Raw genomic sequence first — 18,297 nt, forward strand, 5'->3', positions numbered from 1 at the left:
GCCGCGCCGTTTCGATAAATGAATCAAGGCCATTGATGAGGGGAAGCAGACGGGATGTGCACGCACAGGCATAGCCGCTTTGCGCGCGCCGGATCCGGCGTGATCGAGGATTGGACGTCCCGGACCGAACGGAGCGGCGCATGACGCCGGTCGTGTCGCGGTTCGTCCTGCTGGCTGCGGCGGCCGGCACATTCCATGCAGCTGCGCTGGCCGCCGCGACGGCGCCTGGCGGGCAGGCCGTTGCGTCGGCGGCGCCCGGCGCGGCGTCACCGGCCGGGACGGCTGCGCCGCCGTCATCGGTTGCAAGCGCAGCGGCCGGCGCGCCGTCGGCCGCGCTGCCCGCGACGACCGTGCGGTTGCCGTTCGCGTCGCTCGGCGCGTTCGACCCGCTGCGGCTGCGCGGCGCCGACGACGCGCGCACGATCAACGCCGGCGTGCGGCTCGACCGTATCGTGACGGGCGCGCGGCTGCGCCTGACCTATGCGTATTCGCCGTCGCTCGTGTTCCCGATGTCGCACCTGAAGGTGTCGGTCAACGGCGAGGTGATCGCGACCGTCCCGTTCGATGCCGCGCAGGCCGGCCGCACGGTCACGCAGGACATTCCGATCGATCCGCGCTACTTCTCCGATTTCAACCAGATCGGCGTGCGGCTGATCGCGCATTACACGCTCGATCACTGCGAGGATCCCGCCAATTCCGCGCTGTGGGCCGACGTGAGCCCGACGAGCGAACTGATTCTCGACGAGGCGCCGGTGCGTCTGCCGAACGATCTCGCGCTGCTGCCCGCGCCGTTCTTCGACCGCCGCGACAACGGGCTCGTGCGGCTGCCGTTCGTGCTGCCCGCGTCGGCCGATTCGGCGACGCTGCGCAGCGCGGGCGTGCTCGCCTCGTGGTTCGGCGCGCTGGCCGACTATCGGCATGCGCGCTTTCCGGTCACGACGACGCTGCCGTCCGACGATCAGGCGGTCGTGATCGGCACGGCCGCGACGCTGCCGGCCGGCCTTGCGCTGCCGTCGGTGAACGGCCCGCTGCTCGCGGTCGCGGACAACCCGGCCGCGCCGGGCCGCAAGCTGCTCGTTGTCACGGGCCGCACGGCCGCCGAAGTCGACGATGCGGTCGCGACGCTCGTGCTCGGCCGCGCGGCGCTGTCGGGACCGGCGGCGACGGTCGCGCACGTCGATCCGGGTGCGCCGCGCAAGCCGTACGACGCGCCGCGCTGGCTGCCGGTCAACCGGCCGATCGCGTTCCGCGAGCTCGTGTCGGATCCGCGTGCGCTCGAAGTGCGCGGCACCGCGCCGGACGCGATCCGGCTGAACCTGCGCGTGCCCGCCGATCTGCATTCGTGGAACGGTAGCGGCGTACCGATCACGCTGCGCTATCGCTATACGGCGCCGACCGTGCAGGACAATTCGACGCTCGCGGTCGAGATCAACGACCAGCTCGTGAAGTCGTACCGGCTCGCGCCTGCGCGCGCCGAAGATGCGCGCGGCCGCCTGCAGCTGCCGCTGCTGTCGGTGCCGGACGGGCGCGTGACGAGCGACGTCGACATCCCGGCGTTCCGCGTCGGCAGCGGCAACCAGCTGCAATTGCGCTTCACGCTCGACTCGCAGAAGACGGGCCTGTGCTCGAGCACCGCGAGCGAGCCGCAGCGCGCGGCGATCGATCCCGATTCGACGATCGACTTCTCGCATTTCGTTCATTACGCGCAGTTGCCGAACCTCGCGTACTTCGCGAACAGCGGCTTTCCGTTCACGCGTTTCGCGGACCTGTCGCAGACCGCCGTCGTGCTGCCGGACCGCCCGAGCGCGCAGGATCTCGAAGCGTATCTGACGATGCTCGGCCACATGGGCGAATGGACCGGCTTCCCGGCGCTGCGCGTGCAGGTCGCGCGCGCGGCCGACGTCGCCGCGCTCGGCGGCAGCAAGGATCTGCTCGTGATCGACGGCGCATCGTCGTCGCCGTTGCTCGCGCATTGGCGCGCCGCATTGCCGGTCGCGATCGGCGGTCCGCGCGGCGCGGGCGCGACGCGCGTCGCGTTTTCCGTCGACGAGCGCTGGCGCAACGGCGTCGGCCGGCCGGACGGCGGCGCGCACATCGAGCAGAGCGGGCCGCTCGCGACGCTCGCCGGTTTCGAGCTGCCGGGCAGCCACGGCCGCAGCGTGGTCGCGCTGACCGCGACCGAGCCGCGCCGGCTCGGCGAGCTGCTCGACGTGTTCGAGAAGCCCGGCCTCGTCGCGCAGGTGCAGGGCGACGTCGCGCTGGTGCGGGCGGGCGCCGTCGACAGCCTGCGCGTCGGCGAGCCGTACGTCGTCGGCTTCGTGCCGTGGTACGCGCGCGTGTGGACGCATGCGGCCCGGCATCCGGTCGTGCTCGGCGCGGTCGGCGTGGTCGCCGGGCTGCTGCTCGCGCTCGGTGCGTTCAGCGTGCTGCAGCGGATCGCCGCGCGTCGACGGGGGATGTAACGGATGGTGCGGGCAATCGGAACGCGGCGCGCGGCATCGGCGCGCCGGCTCGGCGCGACGTTCGTGCTGGCCGTCGCGACGGCGTGTGCGGCAGGCGGCACGGTCGCGCGCGCGGCAGCGGCGCCGCGTACGGCGGGCGGTGCGGCAGGCGGAGCAGGCGCGGCAAGCACGACGGACGCCGGCGACGCGCGCTGCGGCGCGGACTGGCCGCGCTGGGACGCGTTCAAGCGCGCGTTCGTGTCGGCCGACGGACGCGTGATCGACGTCGGTTCGGGCGATTCGCGCACGGTATCGGAGGGGCAGGCGTATGGATTGTTCTTCGCGCTCGTCGCGAACGACCGGCGCACGTTCGACTCGATCCTCGCGTGGACCGAGAACAATCTCGCGCAGGGCGATCTGAGCGCACGGCTGCCGGCGTGGCTGTGGGGCCGCGCGCCGGACGGCACGTGGCGCGTGCTCGACGCGAACGCGGCGTCCGATGCCGATCTGTGGATCGCGTACGCGCTCGTCGAAGCGGGGCGGCTCTGGCACGAGCGCAGCTATACCGCGCGCGGCATGCTGCTCGCCAAACGCGTGCTCGACGACGAGACGGCGAACGTGCCGGGCCTCGGGCTCACGCTGCTGCCGGGGCCGACCGGCTTCGCGCTCGCGCGCGACCGATGGCGCGTGAACCCGAGCTATTCGCCGCCGCAGGTGATTCGCGCGCTCGCCGCACGGTTGCCCGACGATCGCCGCTGGGCCGCGCTTGCCGCCAGCACCGGCCGCGTGTTGCTCGATACCGCACCGAAGGGCTTTGCACCGGACTGGGCGCTGTACCGCGCGGGCGCGGGCTTCGGTCCCGATCCGCAGACGCATGCGGAAAGCGCGTACAACGCGATTCGCGTCTATCTGTGGGCCGGCATGCTCGATCGCGCCGATCCGCTCGCCGCGCCGCTGCTCGCGCGCTTCGCACCATTCGCCGACTACATCGCCGCGCATGGCGCGCCGCCCGAGAAAGTCGACACGACGACCGGCGTTGCCGGGCCGAACGACGGCAACGGCGGCTTCTCCGCGGCCGCGGTGCCGTTTCTCGACGCACGCGGCCAGCACGCGCTGGCCGATGCGCAGGCGGCGCGCGTCGATGCGCTCGCGCGCGAGTCGGCGCCCGGCTATTACACGAGCGTGCTGACGCTGTTCGGCCTCGGCTGGCGCGAGGGGCGCTACCGGTTCGGCGCGGACGGCTCGCTCGACGTGCGCTGGGGAGAGCGTTCGTGCGTCGCCCGCTGATTCGCGTCGTCGCGGGCGTCACGGCGCTCGCGGCGTCGATCGGAGCGTCGGCGCCTGCCGCATCGGCGCCTGCCGCATCGGCGCCCGCTGCAACGCCACCCGCGGCCGCGGCGCGACCCGCGAGCCCGAAAGCCGCGCGCGCGGCGCCCGCATCGGCCGACGCGGTCGATGCGCGCCGGCTGCTCGCGACTGCGCGGATGTGGGGCGTCAAGCATCGCGACGATCTCGCGCGCGACGCGCTGAACAAGGGGCTGCTGATCGCGCCCGACGATCCCGAGTTGCTCGCCGAACAGATGCGCGTGCTGCTGCGGCTCGGCGACGCGCAACGCGCGCAGGCCGCGCTCGCCCGGCTGCAGGCGCGCGCACCCGACGCGCCCGATACGCGGCGCGGCGCCGACGAATTGCGCGTCGCGACGAGCGGCCGCGGCGAGATGGCGCAGATCCGGCTGCTCGCGCGTAGCGGCCGGACCGACGAAGCGGCCCGACGGATCGTCGCGCTGTTTCCGAACGGTGCGCCGTCCGGTGCGCTCGGCGCCGAGTACTACCAGATCGTCGCGAACGCGCCGGGCGGCCGTGCGCCGGCGATCGCCGCGCTGCGTCGCGCGCTCGCGGCCGATCCGCATGACACCGATGCGGCGCTCGCGCTCGCGCGGCTGCTGAACCAGCGCGACGACACGCGCGCCGAAGCCAACCGTATCGCGTGGTCGCTCGCGACGCGCACCGACGCCGACCATACCGACGCGATGACGCTGTGGCGGCACGTGCTGCAATCGGCCGGCGCCGATTCCGCCTATCTCGACGCGCTGCATGCCTATCTCGCGCTCGTGCCGGACGATACCGAGTTCCGCGATCGCGCGGCCGAGCTCGACCGGCAACGCGACGCGCGGCGGCGGCTCGAACGCGATCCCGACTACATCGCGCAGCAGCGCGGCTTGCAGGCGCTCGCGCGCGGCGATCTCGCGGCGGCCGAGCCGCTGCTGACGCGCGCGGTGCGTGCGCGTGCCGACGATGCGGACGCGGTCGGCGGCCTCGGGCTGCTGCGGCTGCGCGAAGGGCGGCACGACGAAGCGCGCGCGCTGTTCACACGCGCCGCATCGCTCGCGACCGATCAGCGAGGCAAGTGGCAGAGCCTCGCGCGCACCGCGCAATTCTGGGGGCTGCTCGCGCAGGGCCGCGCGGCGGCGTCGGCCGGTCGCGCGGCGCAAGCCGAGCGTGCGGCGCGCGCCGCGCTCGCGATGCAGCCGGACAGCGCGGATGCGAAGCTGCAACTTGCCGATGCGCTGCTGGCCCAGCGCGACTGGGCGCGCGCGGAACCGCTGCTGCGCGAACTGCTGGCCGCGCCTGCGCCGCGCATCGCGGCCGTGCGCGACACCGCGACGCTCTACGAAAACACCGGCCGCGCGGAGCGCGTCGGGCCGCTGCTCGATGCGCTGCAAGGCCGCGTGACGGGCGGCGACGATCGGCGCGCGCTCGACGGCCTGCGCGCGGACCTGCTGGCCAGCCAGGCGAGCGCGCTCGCGGCGCGCGGCGAACGCGGGCCGGCCGCGCAACGCTACGAAGCGGCCGTGCGCGCGGCGCCCGACGCGGCCTGGACGCGCTTCGCGCTCGCGCGCCTGTATCGCGACATGGGACTGCCGCAGCTTGGCCGCACGGTGATGGACGAAGGGCTCGCGTATCGCGATACGGCCGAGATGCGCTACGCGAGCGCGCTGTACCGCCATTCGCTCGACGATGTCGACGGCGCGCAGGCCGTGCTCGCCGGCATCGACGAGGCGCAGCGCTCGGACGGCATGCGCGCGCTCGCGCGCAAGCTCGACGCGGAACGCGCGCTGGCCGATGCACGCGACGCGCTCGCGCGCGGCGACCGCACGGCGTTCGCCGCGTCGCTCGAGCGTGCGCAACGGCAGGCACCGGACGATCCCGGCCTGCTTGCCACGATCGGCGCGCAGTGGATCGATGCGGGCGAGACCGAGCGCGGCCTCGCGCCGCTGCACGACTGGATCGCCGCGCATCCGGCCGACGCCGATGCCGACGTGCGGCTGCGCTACGGCGATCTGCTCGGCAGCGCGCGGCGCGACGATGCGCTCGTCGCGTGGCTCGATGCGCTGCGCCGCGACCCGGCGCTGACGCCCGCCCAGACCGCGCGGCTTGAGGATCAGGCGCTGCGCGTCGTGCTGCGGCAGACCGACGATGCGATCGCGCAGCACGACGATGCGCGCGCCCGCGCGCTGCTCGCGCGCGTCAGTGCGGCGGGCCGCGCCGACAAGCGCTACGCGCTCGAACTCGCCGACGTCGAACGCGCGCAGGGCCGCTACGATGCCGCGCGCGACGCGCTCGCGCCAGTCGTCGCGCGCCTGCCGGACGATCCCGACACGCAGCTCGCGCTCGCGCGGATCGACGAGGAGAGCGGCCGTCGCGCAGCCGCGCTCGCACGCGTCGAAGCGGTGCTGGCGCGCACGCCGGACGACGACGTCGACACGCGGCTCGCCGTCGTGCGGCGGCTGAACGCGCTCGGCCGCTCCGATGCGGCGGTGCAGGTGACCGACCGGCTGCAGGCCGCGTATCCGGCGCGCGCGGACGTGACGGTCGCGGCCGGCCGCGTCGCCGAGGGGCAGCGCCGCTACGACGACGCGGCGTCGCTGTACCGGCTGTCGATGTCGCAGGAGCGCGCGAGCGGCGTACGCGCAGGCCGCGACGGGCTGACGCCCGCGCAGGCCGCGTTCGCCGATCTCGAGCAGCGGCGCGATCCGGAGATCGAGATCGGCTGGCTGCCGGCCTACAAGTCCGGCGACGAAGGCATTTCCGCGTATCGCGCGCAGCAGGTGCCGATCTATATGCAGGTGCCCGTGCACTACGACGGCCACGCGTTCCTGCAGCTCGACACCGTGCATCTCGATGCGGGCACGCTCGACACAAGCAACCCGGACGCCTACACGCTGAAAACGTTCGGCACGTATGCGGCGCTCAACGCGCTGAACGGCCTGCCGCCGCCGTTTGCGCCGGCGGCGTCGGCTGGCGCGCTGATCGCGCATCCGCCCGGCGCGCTGCACCAGTCGACGACGGGCGTCGCGCTCGGCGCGGGCTACCGGTCCGACGCGTGGCGCGTCGATCTCGGCACGTCGCCGCTCGGCTTTCCGGTGCACTACCTGGTCGGCGGCGTGCGCTACCGGTTCGACGCGGGGCGCGCGAGCGTCAGCGTGAACGCGTCGCGGCGGCCGGAAACGAGCAGCGTGCTGTCGTATGCCGGCATGCGCGACCCGTGGACGGGCGCGGTGTGGGGCGGCGTGCGCCGCGACGGCGTGAACCTGCGCGCGTCGGTCGACGTCGGCCGCGCGAACCTGTTCGCCGAACTCGGCGCCGGCGTGCTGTCGGGCCGCAACGTCGAGCGCAATGCGGAGGTCACGCTGCGCACGGGCTTCATGGTGCCCGTCTACGAACGCGCGACGATGAAGGTCGCCACCGGGCTCGTCGGCAACGCGTGGCACTACGCGCAGAACCTGCGGTACTACGCGTACGGGCAGGGCGGCTACTACAGTCCGCAGCGCTATCTGTCGCTCGGCGTGCCGATCGAATGGGCCGGGCGGCGCGACGCGCTGTCGTGGGACCTGACCGTCACGGCCGGCATCTCGAACAGCTACGAGAAGGATTCGCTGTTCTATCCGACCTTCGCGGACCGGCGCGCCGAGCAGCAGGCGGCCGGCCTCGTCTACACGGGCAGCTCGACGCGCGGCGTGTCGTTCTCGTACGGCGTGAACGGCATCGCGGAATACCGCGTGAACGCGCATCTGAGCGTGGGCGCGCAACTGCATGTCGACCGGTCGCACGACTACGCGCCGAGTTCGGCGCTCGTCTATCTGCGCTATGCGTTCGACGCGCGCGCCGAGCGCAGCTGGCTCGTCACGCCGACGCCCGTGCGGCTCTACTCGGACTATTAGGGGAACGCGTGAATACCGATTTCAACGCTACACGCCCCGCGCTCGGCACAGCGATCGTCGAGCGGCTGCGTACGCTCTGGCGCAGCGGAGCGGCCGGCGCTCGCGCCGGCGCGCCGGGCCGGCTCGCGATCGACGGCTTGCCCGATACGTGGACGCAGCTCGAAGCGGGCGGCCTCTATGCGCTCTACGCGGCCGCGCAGACGCCCGCCTGCGACGCGCTCGTATGGGAAAGCGCGCGCCATGCGCGCACGCGCGACGTGACCGTCGTGCTCGCGCGCGATCCGGCACACGTCGCCGCGCAGATGGAGACGCGCGGCTTCGCGGGCGGCGCGCAGCCGGCCGGCTGGCCGCGCAATCTCAACGTGCTGGCGATGCCGCCGCAGGCGCGCGACGCCGTGCAGAACGCGCTGGCCGCAGACGCCGACGCCGACGCGCATCGCGACGCACCGCGCGCTGTCGCGCCGCGGCCGTTCGCGCGGCTCGCGGGCGCACTGCGCGCGCTGAAGCGCTACGGTTTTCGCGCGCGGTCGCTGTATGTCGTCGAAGGCGCGCAGCGCTGGTTCAGCTGGGACGATCCGGCCGCGCTCGCGGACGAAGCGCGCGCACTCGCGGACTGGTGCCGCGCGCACCGGATCGCGCTCGTGCTGCTGCTCGATCCGGATGCCGCCGACGACGCGCGTACCGACGATCGCCCGTTCGTGCGCGACACCGATCGCACGTCGCGCAGCGGTTTGCACAGCGTATGCGCGGGCGTCGCGCAGTTGCAGCGCACGCACGGCGAACTGCTGTGGCTCGTCGAATTCTGGCGCGCGGGCGGCACGCTCGCGGCCGGCGAGGTGCGCCCGCTGCGCTTCGCGGCGAACGGCCGGCTGTCGGCGATCGTCGATGCGGGCGCGGCCGAACCGGCGCGCCGCACGCGGCTCGCGATCGACGAGGATCGCGTCGTCGTCAGCCGCGCGGTGATCGACGGCGTCGCACACGTGCCGGCCGGCTGGGAGATCGTCGACGACAATGCGGCCGTCGTCGCCGCGTGCGCGCAGGCGCAGGCCGCGACGGCCGTGCTCGCGTTTCGCACCAACGCGCAGCTCGAGTCGCTGTGCGCACAGGTGCATACGCTACGCCGACGCAGCGGCGGCGCGCTGAAGATCGCGGTCGTCGAGCGCGGCGAGGTGCTGCGTCAGCAGTTCGAAACACTCGTGCTGAGCGTCGGCGCCAACCGCGTGGTCGGCCGCGACGTGCCGCTGTCGCGCGTGCAGGCCGCCGTGCAGGCGCTGCGCGGGCAACTGTTCGCGCGTCCGGTGCCGGCCGACTATCGTGCGGCGCTCGCGGCCGCGCTCGGCGAGCCGGTGCTCGGCTATCTGCCGGTCGGCACGTTCTGCGCGCGGATTGCCGCCGTGCTCGAGCGCGGCGCGGTGCTCGCGCTGCCACATACGCTCGCGAAGCTGACGCTGCTGCCCGCGGTATCGCACGTCGACGCGCTGCGGCATTGTCGGCCGCGCCGCACCGGCGACGTCGTGACGGTCGACGCCACGCACCTGTACGTGTTTCTGTTCGCGTGCGAACCGACCGATGCCGACGACGCGCTCGCGCGCATCTTCGACGTGCCCGTCGATACGCTGTCCGACCGCGTCCTCTGTCTCGGGCAAGGCAGCATCGAGGCCGAACTGCATGCGCTGAAGGCCGAGCAGCGGCGCGCGCCGGTGGCCGACTACAGCGACCTGTTCGCGTCGCCGGAACCGAACGGCGGAGCGGAGGCGGCCCGTGCGATCGATGCGGTCGCTGCAGACGATGCAGACGATGCAAACGATGCAGACGATGCAAACGATGCAAACGATGCAGACGATGCCGGCGCCGCAGTCGAGGCGGCCGGCCCACGGCACGAGGACGCAACGCCCGCCCGCACGATGTCGCCCGCATCGTCCGCCGATGCGGCCGCCGCGCAGACCGTCGCCGCCGACACCGCACATCCCGTATTTCCCGCCGCGCACGCGCGCGGCGCTACGCGCAGCGCGATGCCGCTGCGCAAGCCGGAGGGCGCATGATCGCCGAACTCGTGATCGGATTTCTCGTCGGCATCGCGATCGCGGTGCCCGTCTGGATCGTCGCGCAGCATCTGGGCGTCGGCCGCGGTTTTCAGGCGCCGCGCGGTCTCGGCCGGCGCGATGCGGTGCCGTGCACGCTGGTGCCGGTGGCGCTGCGCGGGCGGCTGCTGCCCGAAGCGGCGCGCGCCGACGAGGGCACGCAATGAAGACGATCGCCATTACGTCGACGGCAGGCGGCGCCGGCCGCACGACGCTCGCGGCCGCGCTCGCCGTGCTGCTCGCGCGTCGCGGGCGGCCCGTCGTCGCGGTCGAGTTCGATCCGCAGAACCTGATGGGCGCGCTGCTCGGCCTCGACACGCTCGCCGACGCGGGCCTCGCGCAAAGCCTGCTCGGCGGCGCCGAGCCCTGGCATGCGCACACCTGGCGCAATGCGGACGGCGTGCTGTTCGTGCCGTACGGGCCGGTCGACGCGGCGGGCGCCGCCGCCTGCGACGCGCGGCTCGCGGCCGATCGCGCCTGGCTTGCACGCGCACTCGACGAGATCGCGCTGCCGCCCGACGGCGTCGTGCTGATCGATACCGCGCGCCAGCCGTCGCAGCAGGCCGAGCAGGCGCTGCGCTGCGCGGACCTGACGCTCGTCGTCGTGCCGCCGGAGCCCGCCGCATGCGCGACGCTCGCCGCGCGGCTCGACGCGCTGCGCGCGGGCGGCCGCGCATGGCAGATCGTCGTGAACCGCCTGAACCCCGCGCGCGACATGCAGCGCGACGCGCTCGCGATGCTGCGCGCGGTGGCGGGCCCGACCGCGCTGCTCGAACAGCGCATCCATGCGGATGCCGCGGTGCCCGAAGCGTTCGCGCGCGGCAGCTGGATCTTCGACGACGCGCCGTATTCGCAGGCGTCGCACGACCTGCACGGCGTCGCGAACTGGGTCGACGCGTGGCTGACGGCGGCCGTCGCCGGCCGTGCGGGAGCGTCGCGATGAAGGCGGCCCTGGTCGCAAGATTGCGCGCCGCGCGCCGCGGCACGACGGCGTGGATCGCACGCGGGCTCGGGCTGCCCGCGCAGCGCACGCTGCTCGACTGGCTCGTGCGGCTGTTCTTCCATGCGCCGCCGCCCGGCCGCCCGGACGTCGTGCGCCGCGGCGTGCGCGCCGTGTTCCTGCGGCTCGCGCGCGAGTGGGGCGTGCTGCAGCCGCTCAGTCCGCGCGAATGGCTGTGGCGCGCCTGCGTGCGCGCGCCGCGCGCCGTCGATGTCGAGCGCCCGGCGGCGCGCGACCCGCTCGCGTGGTTCGACAGCTACGTGGTGCCCGTCTACGTCGCCGCGCGCGCGCTGATGCGGCGCATCGACGCGGCGCTCGCGCGGCTGCCGTGGACGCGCTGGGGCGGCTGGCTGGATGCGCGCGCGAACGGCGTCGGCCGGCGTCGCTGGCTTGCGCCGCTGCTGCTGCTCGCCGGCGCGCTGCTGTGGGCGGCCGCCGGGATGTCGCCGCTGATGCCGGGCGCGCAGTTCGCGTTCTTCGCGATCGTCGCGCTGCTCGCGCTTGCGCTGCGCCGCGTCCCGGGCCATCTGCCGACGCTCGCGCTCGCGTCGCTCGCGCTGCTCGCGGCGGTGCGCTACGTCTGGTGGCGCACGACGCAGACGCTCGATTTCCGCGGCCCGGCCGAGGCGATCGCCGGCTATCTGCTGTACGGCGCCGAAGCGTATACGTGGATGATCCTGTTGCTCGGCTTCGTGCAGACGGCCTGGCCGCTCGACCGGCCGATCGTGCCGCTGCCGGCCGATCCCGACACGTGGCCGAGCGTCGACATCTACATCCCGACCTACAACGAGCCGCTGTCGGTCGTGAAGCCGACCGTGTTCGCCGCGCAAAGCATCGACTGGCCGACGGACAAGCTGCGCGTCTATCTGCTCGACGACGGCCGCCGCCCGGAGTTCGCGGCATTCGCGCGCGACGCCGGCATCGGCTACCTGACGCGCGACGACAATCTTCACGCGAAGGCCGGCAACATCAATCGCGCGCTGCCGAAGACGCACGGCGAGTACATCGCGATCTTCGACTGCGATCACGTGCCGACGCGCTCGTTCCTGCAGACGACGATGGGCGAGTTTCTGCGCGATCCGAAGTGTGCGCTCGTGCAGACGCCGCATCATTTCTTCTCGCCCGATCCGTTCGAGCGCAACCTCGGGACGTTCCGCGAAGTACCGAACGAGGGCAACCTGTTCTACGGGCTCGTGCAGTCGGGCAACGATCTGTGGAACGCGGCGTTCTTCTGCGGCTCGTGCGCGGTGCTCAAGCGCAGCGCGCTCGAGGAAGTGGGCGGCGTCGCGGTCGAAACGGTGACCGAGGATGCGCATACCGCGCTGAAGCTGCATCGCCGCGGCTACACGTCCGCGTATCTGCCGACCGTGCAGGCGGCCGGCCTCGCGACCGAGAGCCTGGCCGGCCACGTGAAGCAGCGCACGCGCTGGGCGCGCGGGATGGCGCAGATCTTCCGGATCGACAATCCGTTCCTCGGACGCGGGCTCGGTTTCGTGCAACGGATCTGCTACGGCAACGCGATGCTGCATTTCTTCTACGGCATTCCGCGGCTCGTGTTCCTGACGATTCCGTTCGCCTATCTGTTCTTTCATCTGTACTTCATCAACGCGTCCGCGCTCGCGCTCGCGAGCTACGTGATCCCGTATCTCGTGCTCGCGAACGTCGCGAACTCGCGGATGCAGGGGCGCTTTCGCCATTCGTTCTGGGCGGAAGTCTACGAATCGGTGCTCGCGTGGTATATCGCGCTGCCGACGACCGTCGCATTCCTGAGCCCGAAGCACGGCAAGTTCAACGTGACCGACAAGGGCGGGCGAATCGACGAAGGCTACGTCGACTGGTCGACGTCGAAGCCGTATCTCGTGCTGCTCGCGCTGAACGCGCTCGCGATCGCGGCCGGGCTGTGGCGGCTCGTCGCCGAGCAGGGCGACGAGGCGACGACGATCCTGATCACGCTCGGCTGGACCGTCTACAACCTCGCGATGCTCGGCGCCGCGCTCGCCGTCGCGCGCGAGACGAAGCAGGTGCGCGTCACGCATCGGATCGCGATGCGCGTGCCGGCCACGCTGCTGCTCGCGGACGGCACGACCGCCGCATGCTTCACGAGCGACTACTCGACGGGCGGCCTCGGGCTCGACGCGGTGCCCGGCCTCTCGCTCGCCGTCGGCGACCGGCTGCAGGTGTGCGTGTCGCGCGGCGACCGGTCGTTTCCGTTTCCGGTGCGCGTGAGCCGCGTGACGCCGACGCATGTCGGCGTCAGCTTCGATGCGCTGACGCTCGAGCAGGAGCGGCTGCTGATCCAGTGCACGTTCGGCCGCGCCGATGCGTGGCTCGACTGGCACGACGGCGCGCCGGCTGATACGCCGCTGCGCGGACTGAAGGAAGTGCTGCGCGTCGGCCTCGACGGCTACGTGCGGCTGTGGAAGGGGACCGCGCAGCGGCTGCAGGCGCTGCTCGCGCCGAAGCTCGAGCGCGCGCGCGACTGATGCCGCGCATCACGGAGTGGTATCGATGACGTTCTGGAATCTGTATTTCATCCTGAAGTTCGCGCTGTTCGCGACCGGGCATCTGCAGCCGATGTGGGCCGCGAATCTCGTGTTCGCGCTGGCGCTCGCGGCGAGCGCGCCGCTGCGTTCGCGCGTCGCACGCATCGTGCGGCAGGTCGTGGCCGTCGCGATCGCCGTGCCGCTGCTCGCGCGCGAACTGCATGCGCCGCCGCTGGCACGGCTCGCGGAGGCCGCGCGCGAGGTCGCGACGTTTCGCGCCGATTACTGGCTCGAGATCCTGCCGCGGCTGCTGCCGCCGACGCTGCTGCTGACGGTGGCCGGCGTGCTGATCGTCTATTTCGTCGTGAACCGCTGGCTGCGCGTCGCGACGTTCGTGATCGCGGCCCTGATCGCGATGCCGCTGTGGCAGGCGGGCAGCGGATGGGCGACGCGCGTCGCGCAGGCGACGACGACGCAGGGCGGCGCCGCGACGGCCGCGCGCGCGGGCCAGCCCGAGGATTACAACGCGGCGCTCGCGACGTTCCGCGCGCAGGAGTCGCAGCGGCAGGTCGCGTTCGGCCATCTCGGCAGCGATCCGGCCGCGCAGTTCGACGTGATCGTCGTGCATGTGTGCTCGCTGTCGTGGGACGACCTCGATGCGGCGAAGCTGCGCAACCATCCGATGCTGAGCCGCTTCGACTACCTGTTCACGAACTTCAGCACGGCGGCGAGCTACAGCGGGCCGGCCGCGATCCGCGTGCTGCGCGCGAGCTGTGGACAGGAAGCGCATGCCGATCTGTACAAGCCCGCGCCGCAGCAATGCCATCTGTTCGCGCAGCTCGCGAGCGCCGGCTACACGGTGCAGTCGCTCCTGAACCACGACGGCCACTTCGACAACTTCCTGCAGGTGATTCGCGACAACATCGGCGTGCCCGGCGCGCCGCTCGTGTCGAACGAGGCGGCGCCCGTCGCGATGCACGCGTTCGACGGCTCGGCGATCAAGGACGACTACGCGACGCTCGCGAACTGGTATGCGCAGCGCGGCGCGGTCGCGGGCCCCGTCGCGCTGTACTACAACACGATCAGCCTGCATGACGGCAACCGCGTAGTCGGCAGCGCGCTGACGAGCATCGACTCGTATCCGCAGCGCGCGGCGAAGCTGATGAGCGACGTCGACCGGCTCGCCGATCTCGTCGCGCAATCGGGCCGGCGCGCGGTGATCGTGTTCGTGCCCGAGCACGGCGCCGCGCTGCGCGGCGACCGGAACCAGGTGCCGGCCTGCGCGAGATTCCGACGCCGCGCATCGTGCACGGGCCGGTCGGCGTGCGGCTCGTCGGCTTTGCCGGCGATCACGGCACGACGACCGTGATCGACCAGCCGACGAGTTTCCTCGCGCTCGCGCAGCTGCTGTCGAACCTGGTATCGAACAGCCCGTTCAAGCTCGGCGTGACGCTCGCGCAATACGCGGCGGACCTGCCGCGCACGCGGATGATCGGCGAGAACGAGGGCACGGTGACGATGCAGACGGCCGCGGGCTACGCGGTCAAGACTCCGGACGGCGTATGGATCGACGAACAGTAAACCGCGGCGACATCGACGACGATCGCCTGTCGCAACCGAACGACGTGCTCGGCTTCGCGCGCCACGTGCCGGCGTTCGATCCCGAGCGCTATGTAGACGAACAGGCGCGGCGCGCGTACGTCGATGCGCTCGCGCGCTGGCCCGTGCTCGCGAAGCTGATGGGGCTCGCGCGCTGAGCGGCGCCGCGCCGCGCCGCGCGCGTTCGCGTGCTCAGGCGGACGACTGCGGCTTGCGGGCGGGCTGGCGCGTCCATTCGTCTTCTTCGCCGGGCACCTTGCCGAAGGTCTGCGCGGCCCACGCGTCGCGCGCCGCGTCGATTTTCTCGCGCGAACTCGACACGAAGTTCCATTCGACGAAACGCTCGCCCGGCAGATGTGCGCCGCCGAGCAGCATGACGCGCGCGCCGTGCGTGCTCGCGAGCGTGACGGTCGCGCCCGGTTCGAGCACGGCCATCGTGGACGTCGCGAGCGGCGTGTCGTCGATGCGCAGGTCGCCGTCGACGAGATAGACGCCGCGCTCGTCGTGCTCCGCATCGAGCGCGAGCCGGCCGCCGGCCGCGAATTGCGCGTACGCATAGAGTGTGGGCGAAAACACCTCGACCGGCGACGTCAGCCCGAACGCCGTGCCCGCGATCACGCAGACGCGCGCGCCGTCGCGCTCGAATACGGGCAGCGTGTCGGCCGCGTGATGGACGAACGCGGGCGCGGTGTCCTCGTGCTCGACCGGCAGCGCGACCCAGGTCTGAATGCCGTGCACCGGCTGGTCGCGCGGGCGGTCTTCGTCGGGCGAGCGCTCGGAATGCACGATGCCGCGCCCGGCCGTCATCCAGTTCACGTCGCCCGGCACGATCTTCTGCCGGAAGCCGAGACTGTCGTGATGCATCAGCGTGCCGTCGAACAGATAGGTGACGGTCGCGAGACCGATATGCGGATGTGGCAGCACGTCGATGCCGCGGCCGGCCGGCAGCACGGCGGGGCCCATCTCGTCGAAGAAGATGAACGGGCCGACGAGGCGCGCGGCACGCGCGGGCAGCACGCGACGCACGACGAGGTTGCCGATGTCGCTTTCGCGCGGCGTGAGCAGGGTCTTGATCGGGGCAGGCATCGCGGCGTTCCGGTTCGTTGGCGTGTCACGCGATCGCGGTATCGATCGCGATCGGGTGCGTGAGGATCTTGTGCACGGGGCACGCGTTCGCGATCTGCAGCAGACGCTCGCGCTGCTCGGCCGACAGCTCGCCGTCGAGCGTGATGCGGCGCACGATCGTGCTGCCGCCGCTGCCCGATTCGTGCGCGAGCTTCACGTGCACTTCGGCAAGCGGCCAGCCCTTGCGCTGCGCGTACATCTTCAGCGTGATCGCGGTACATGCGCCGAGGCTCGACAGCAGCAGCGCGACGGGCGTCGGCGCCGCATCGCCGCCGCCGAGCGGCGCCGGTTCGTCGGCGCGCCACTGATGGGCGCCGTCGGTGAAGTGGACCAGATAATCGACCGAGCCGATGCTCGCTTCGACGGACAGTTCGCTCATTGAAATTCCATGTGGGGAAGGGAAGGGGCAGCGTGCGGCCGCCCGTCGCCGGACTTACGGTTCGAGCAGGCGCTGCAGCCGCAGCTCCTCGAAGTCCAGCTCGGATTCTATGCGGTGCAGCACCGCATCGTCGACGCGGCCGTCGCGATGCAGCGCGAGCAACGCATCGCGCGACACGCCGACCAGTTCGAGCTCGACGCGCAGCATCCGCGCGCGCACGTCCGCCGGTTCGGCGCCTTCGCGGTATGCGCGTTCGTTGAAGGCGACGCGATTGCGGTATTCGGTCAAGAGCCGCTCGAGCGAAGCGCGCTCGAGATGCGCACCGTGCTGCCCGCGCGCATCGAGGGCCGCGAGCGCCGCGCCGAACGTGTGGGCGCGCACCGCATGCTCGGACATCGTGTGGCGCGTGGCCGGCTGCAGCTTCAGCGCGCGGATCAGCGGGGCGAGCGTGCCGCCCTGCACGACGAGCGTCGCGATGATCAGCAGGAACGTGCTGAACAGGATCAGGTCGCGGCCGGGAAAACCGGCCGGCAACGCGATCGCGGCGGCGAGGCTGACGACGCCGCGCATGCCGGACCAGCCGAGCACGACGGCTTCCCGCCACGACCACGGTGCATGGCCTGCACGCGGCGCGCGCAGGCGGCCCGGCAGCCACATCGCGACGAACACCCAGGCGATGCGCGCGACGATCGCGGCCGCGGTGGCCGGCAGCGCGACGCGCAATCCGGCCATCAGCACGGCGCCTTCGCGATTGACGCCGGCCAGGATCGCGTGCAGCGCGAGGCCGATCAGGATGAACACGAGCGCGTCGAGCACGAACACGATCGCTTCCCAGGTCGCCTTCGCCTTGATCCGCATGTCGGCGTCGAACACGCGATGCTGCCGTACGCCGAGCACGAGCCCGCAGCTCACGACCGACAGCACGCCCGAGCCGTGCAGCGCTTCCGCGATGCCGTAGCTGCCCCACGCCATCGCGAACGTCACGACGATGCCGAGCATCGGCTCGCGCAGCCGCTGCAGCACCCAGCACATCGCCTGACCGCACGCGAAGCCGACGGCGATGCCGATCAGCGTGAGCGACAGGAACAGGCCGGCCGCGCTCGCGGTCGTGATCGTGACCGCGAGCGCGGCCGACACGGCGATCTGATACAGCAGCAGGCCCGACGCATCGTTGACGAGGCTTTCGCCTTCGAGCACGGCGACGAGCCGCGCGGGCAGCGGATGGCGCTGCAGGATCGCCTTCGCGGCGACCGCGTCGGGCGGCGACACGATCGCGCCGAGCGTGAAGCACGCGGCCCACGGCAGCGCCGGGTTGAACGCATGCACGGCGAGCGCGACCGCGACCGTCGTAAATACGACGGCACCGAGCGCAAGCGAGGCGATCGACGCGAGCTCGTGGCGGAACGCCTTCCACGCGGTATAGAAGCCGCTCGACATCAGCAGCGGCGGCAGCACGGCCGCGAGCAGCAGTGCCGGATCCATGTCGGGCACGCGTTTGCCGGCGACCGCGACGACGCAGCCGCCGAGCAGCAGCACGACGGCGGGCGGAATCGACAGGCGCTCCGCGAGCCACGTCAGCGCGCCCGCGCCGCAGATCAACAGCAGCAGGTAATGGAACAGTTCGACGTTGCTCATCGGCGGCGGCTCGCGACGTGCCGGATCACGACGGCTTGCGCGCGCGGGTGCCGCTGCCCGGCAGCACCGGTTCGCCGGGCAGCCTGCAGAACAGGCCGACAAGCGCGATGACGGGAGATGCCGGAGAGTTCACGCCGAGTGTGCCGTCGATCGCGACGGCGAGGAGGCCGGCGAGCAGCGAGAACGAATGCGCTTTCATGAGGAATGCCCGAGGGTGGCCGACCGGCGCCGGAACGGTGCGGTCGAAGTCATGAGAGCGTATCGGGTTTGCCTGAAAAAAAAGGTAATTCCTACCCAGACCGGACCAAAATGGATTTGATTTCAAGGGTGGG

12 protein-coding genes and 1 pseudogene are annotated in these 18,297 nt (G+C 72.1%); 9 read left to right on the forward strand and 4 right to left on the reverse strand.

The features are described from left to right. Positions 1–140 precede the first annotated feature (140 nt). The 9 genes and pseudogenes from bcsB to ACSHSS_RS14300 all read left to right on the forward strand — a co-directional run bounded on the left by bcsB (position 141) and on the right by ACSHSS_RS14300 (position 14,984). The gene (gene bcsB, locus ACSHSS_RS14260; protein WP_445545143.1) at positions 141–2,462 is read left to right on the forward strand and encodes a cellulose biosynthesis cyclic di-GMP-binding regulatory protein BcsB; all 2,322 of its coding nucleotides are present in this window, start codon (positions 141–143) and stop codon (positions 2,460–2,462) included. A 3-nt stretch (positions 2,463–2,465) separates the two neighbouring features. Then, positions 2,466–3,728: a cellulose synthase complex periplasmic endoglucanase BcsZ gene (bcsZ, locus tag ACSHSS_RS14265; protein ID WP_445545144.1), complete on the forward strand. Its 1,263-nt coding sequence runs from the start codon at positions 2,466–2,468 to the stop codon at positions 3,726–3,728. After that, positions 3,713–7,663: a cellulose synthase subunit BcsC-related outer membrane protein gene (locus ACSHSS_RS14270; RefSeq protein ID WP_445545145.1), complete on the forward strand. Its 3,951-nt coding sequence runs from the start codon at positions 3,713–3,715 to the stop codon at positions 7,661–7,663. The genes bcsZ and ACSHSS_RS14270 overlap by 16 nt, the downstream gene beginning before the upstream one ends. An 8-nt stretch (positions 7,664–7,671) precedes the next feature. After that, a complete protein-coding gene (bcsE, locus tag ACSHSS_RS14275; protein WP_445545146.1) occupies positions 7,672–9,705 on the forward strand; it encodes a cellulose biosynthesis protein BcsE in 2,034 nt (677 codons plus the stop codon). After that, positions 9,702–9,911, forward strand: coding sequence for a hypothetical protein (locus ACSHSS_RS14280; protein ID WP_039224778.1), 210 nt, complete (start codon positions 9,702–9,704; stop codon positions 9,909–9,911). Before bcsE ends, ACSHSS_RS14280 begins: the two co-directional genes overlap by 4 nt. Next, positions 9,908–10,687 carry a cellulose biosynthesis protein BcsQ gene (gene bcsQ / locus ACSHSS_RS14285; protein ID WP_105757914.1) on the forward strand — a complete coding sequence of 260 codons (780 nt, stop codon included), beginning with the start codon at positions 9,908–9,910 and terminating at the stop codon, positions 10,685–10,687. Before ACSHSS_RS14280 ends, bcsQ begins: the two co-directional genes overlap by 4 nt. Beyond that, complete coding sequence (gene bcsA, locus ACSHSS_RS14290) at positions 10,684–13,227, forward strand: UDP-forming cellulose synthase catalytic subunit (RefSeq protein ID WP_445545147.1); 2,544 nt, start codon at positions 10,684–10,686, stop codon at positions 13,225–13,227. Before bcsQ ends, bcsA begins: the two co-directional genes overlap by 4 nt. 25 nt (positions 13,228–13,252) lie before the next feature. Then, positions 13,253–14,808 (forward strand): annotated as a pseudogene (gene bcsG / locus ACSHSS_RS14295) (cellulose biosynthesis protein BcsG). Continuing rightward, a complete protein-coding gene (locus tag ACSHSS_RS14300) occupies positions 14,790–14,984 on the forward strand; it encodes a hypothetical protein (protein WP_039224773.1) in 195 nt (64 codons plus the stop codon). Before bcsG ends, ACSHSS_RS14300 begins: the two are co-directional and overlap by 19 nt. Before the next feature lie 34 nt (positions 14,985–15,018). Here ACSHSS_RS14300 and ACSHSS_RS14305 read toward each other — a convergent pair whose 3' ends face one another. The 4 genes from ACSHSS_RS14305 to ACSHSS_RS14320 all read right to left on the reverse strand — a co-directional run. After that, positions 15,019–15,912: a pirin family protein gene (locus ACSHSS_RS14305; protein WP_059782255.1), complete on the reverse strand. Its 894-nt coding sequence runs from the start codon at positions 15,910–15,912 to the stop codon at positions 15,019–15,021. Positions 15,913–15,937: 25 nt separating this feature from the next. Then, a complete protein-coding gene (locus ACSHSS_RS14310) occupies positions 15,938–16,330 on the reverse strand; it encodes an OsmC family protein (RefSeq protein WP_105853483.1) in 393 nt (130 codons plus the stop codon). Between the two features lie 54 nt (positions 16,331–16,384). Next, positions 16,385–17,965: a cation:proton antiporter gene (locus tag ACSHSS_RS14315; RefSeq protein ID WP_445545148.1), complete on the reverse strand. Its 1,581-nt coding sequence runs from the start codon at positions 17,963–17,965 to the stop codon at positions 16,385–16,387. Between the two features lie 25 nt (positions 17,966–17,990). After that, positions 17,991–18,297, reverse strand: a 307-nt coding sequence (locus tag ACSHSS_RS14320; RefSeq protein WP_445545149.1) for a DUF1427 family protein, incomplete at its 5' end; no start/stop codon positions are given.

It is taken from the genome of Burkholderia sp. BC1 (genome assembly GCF_052683555.1).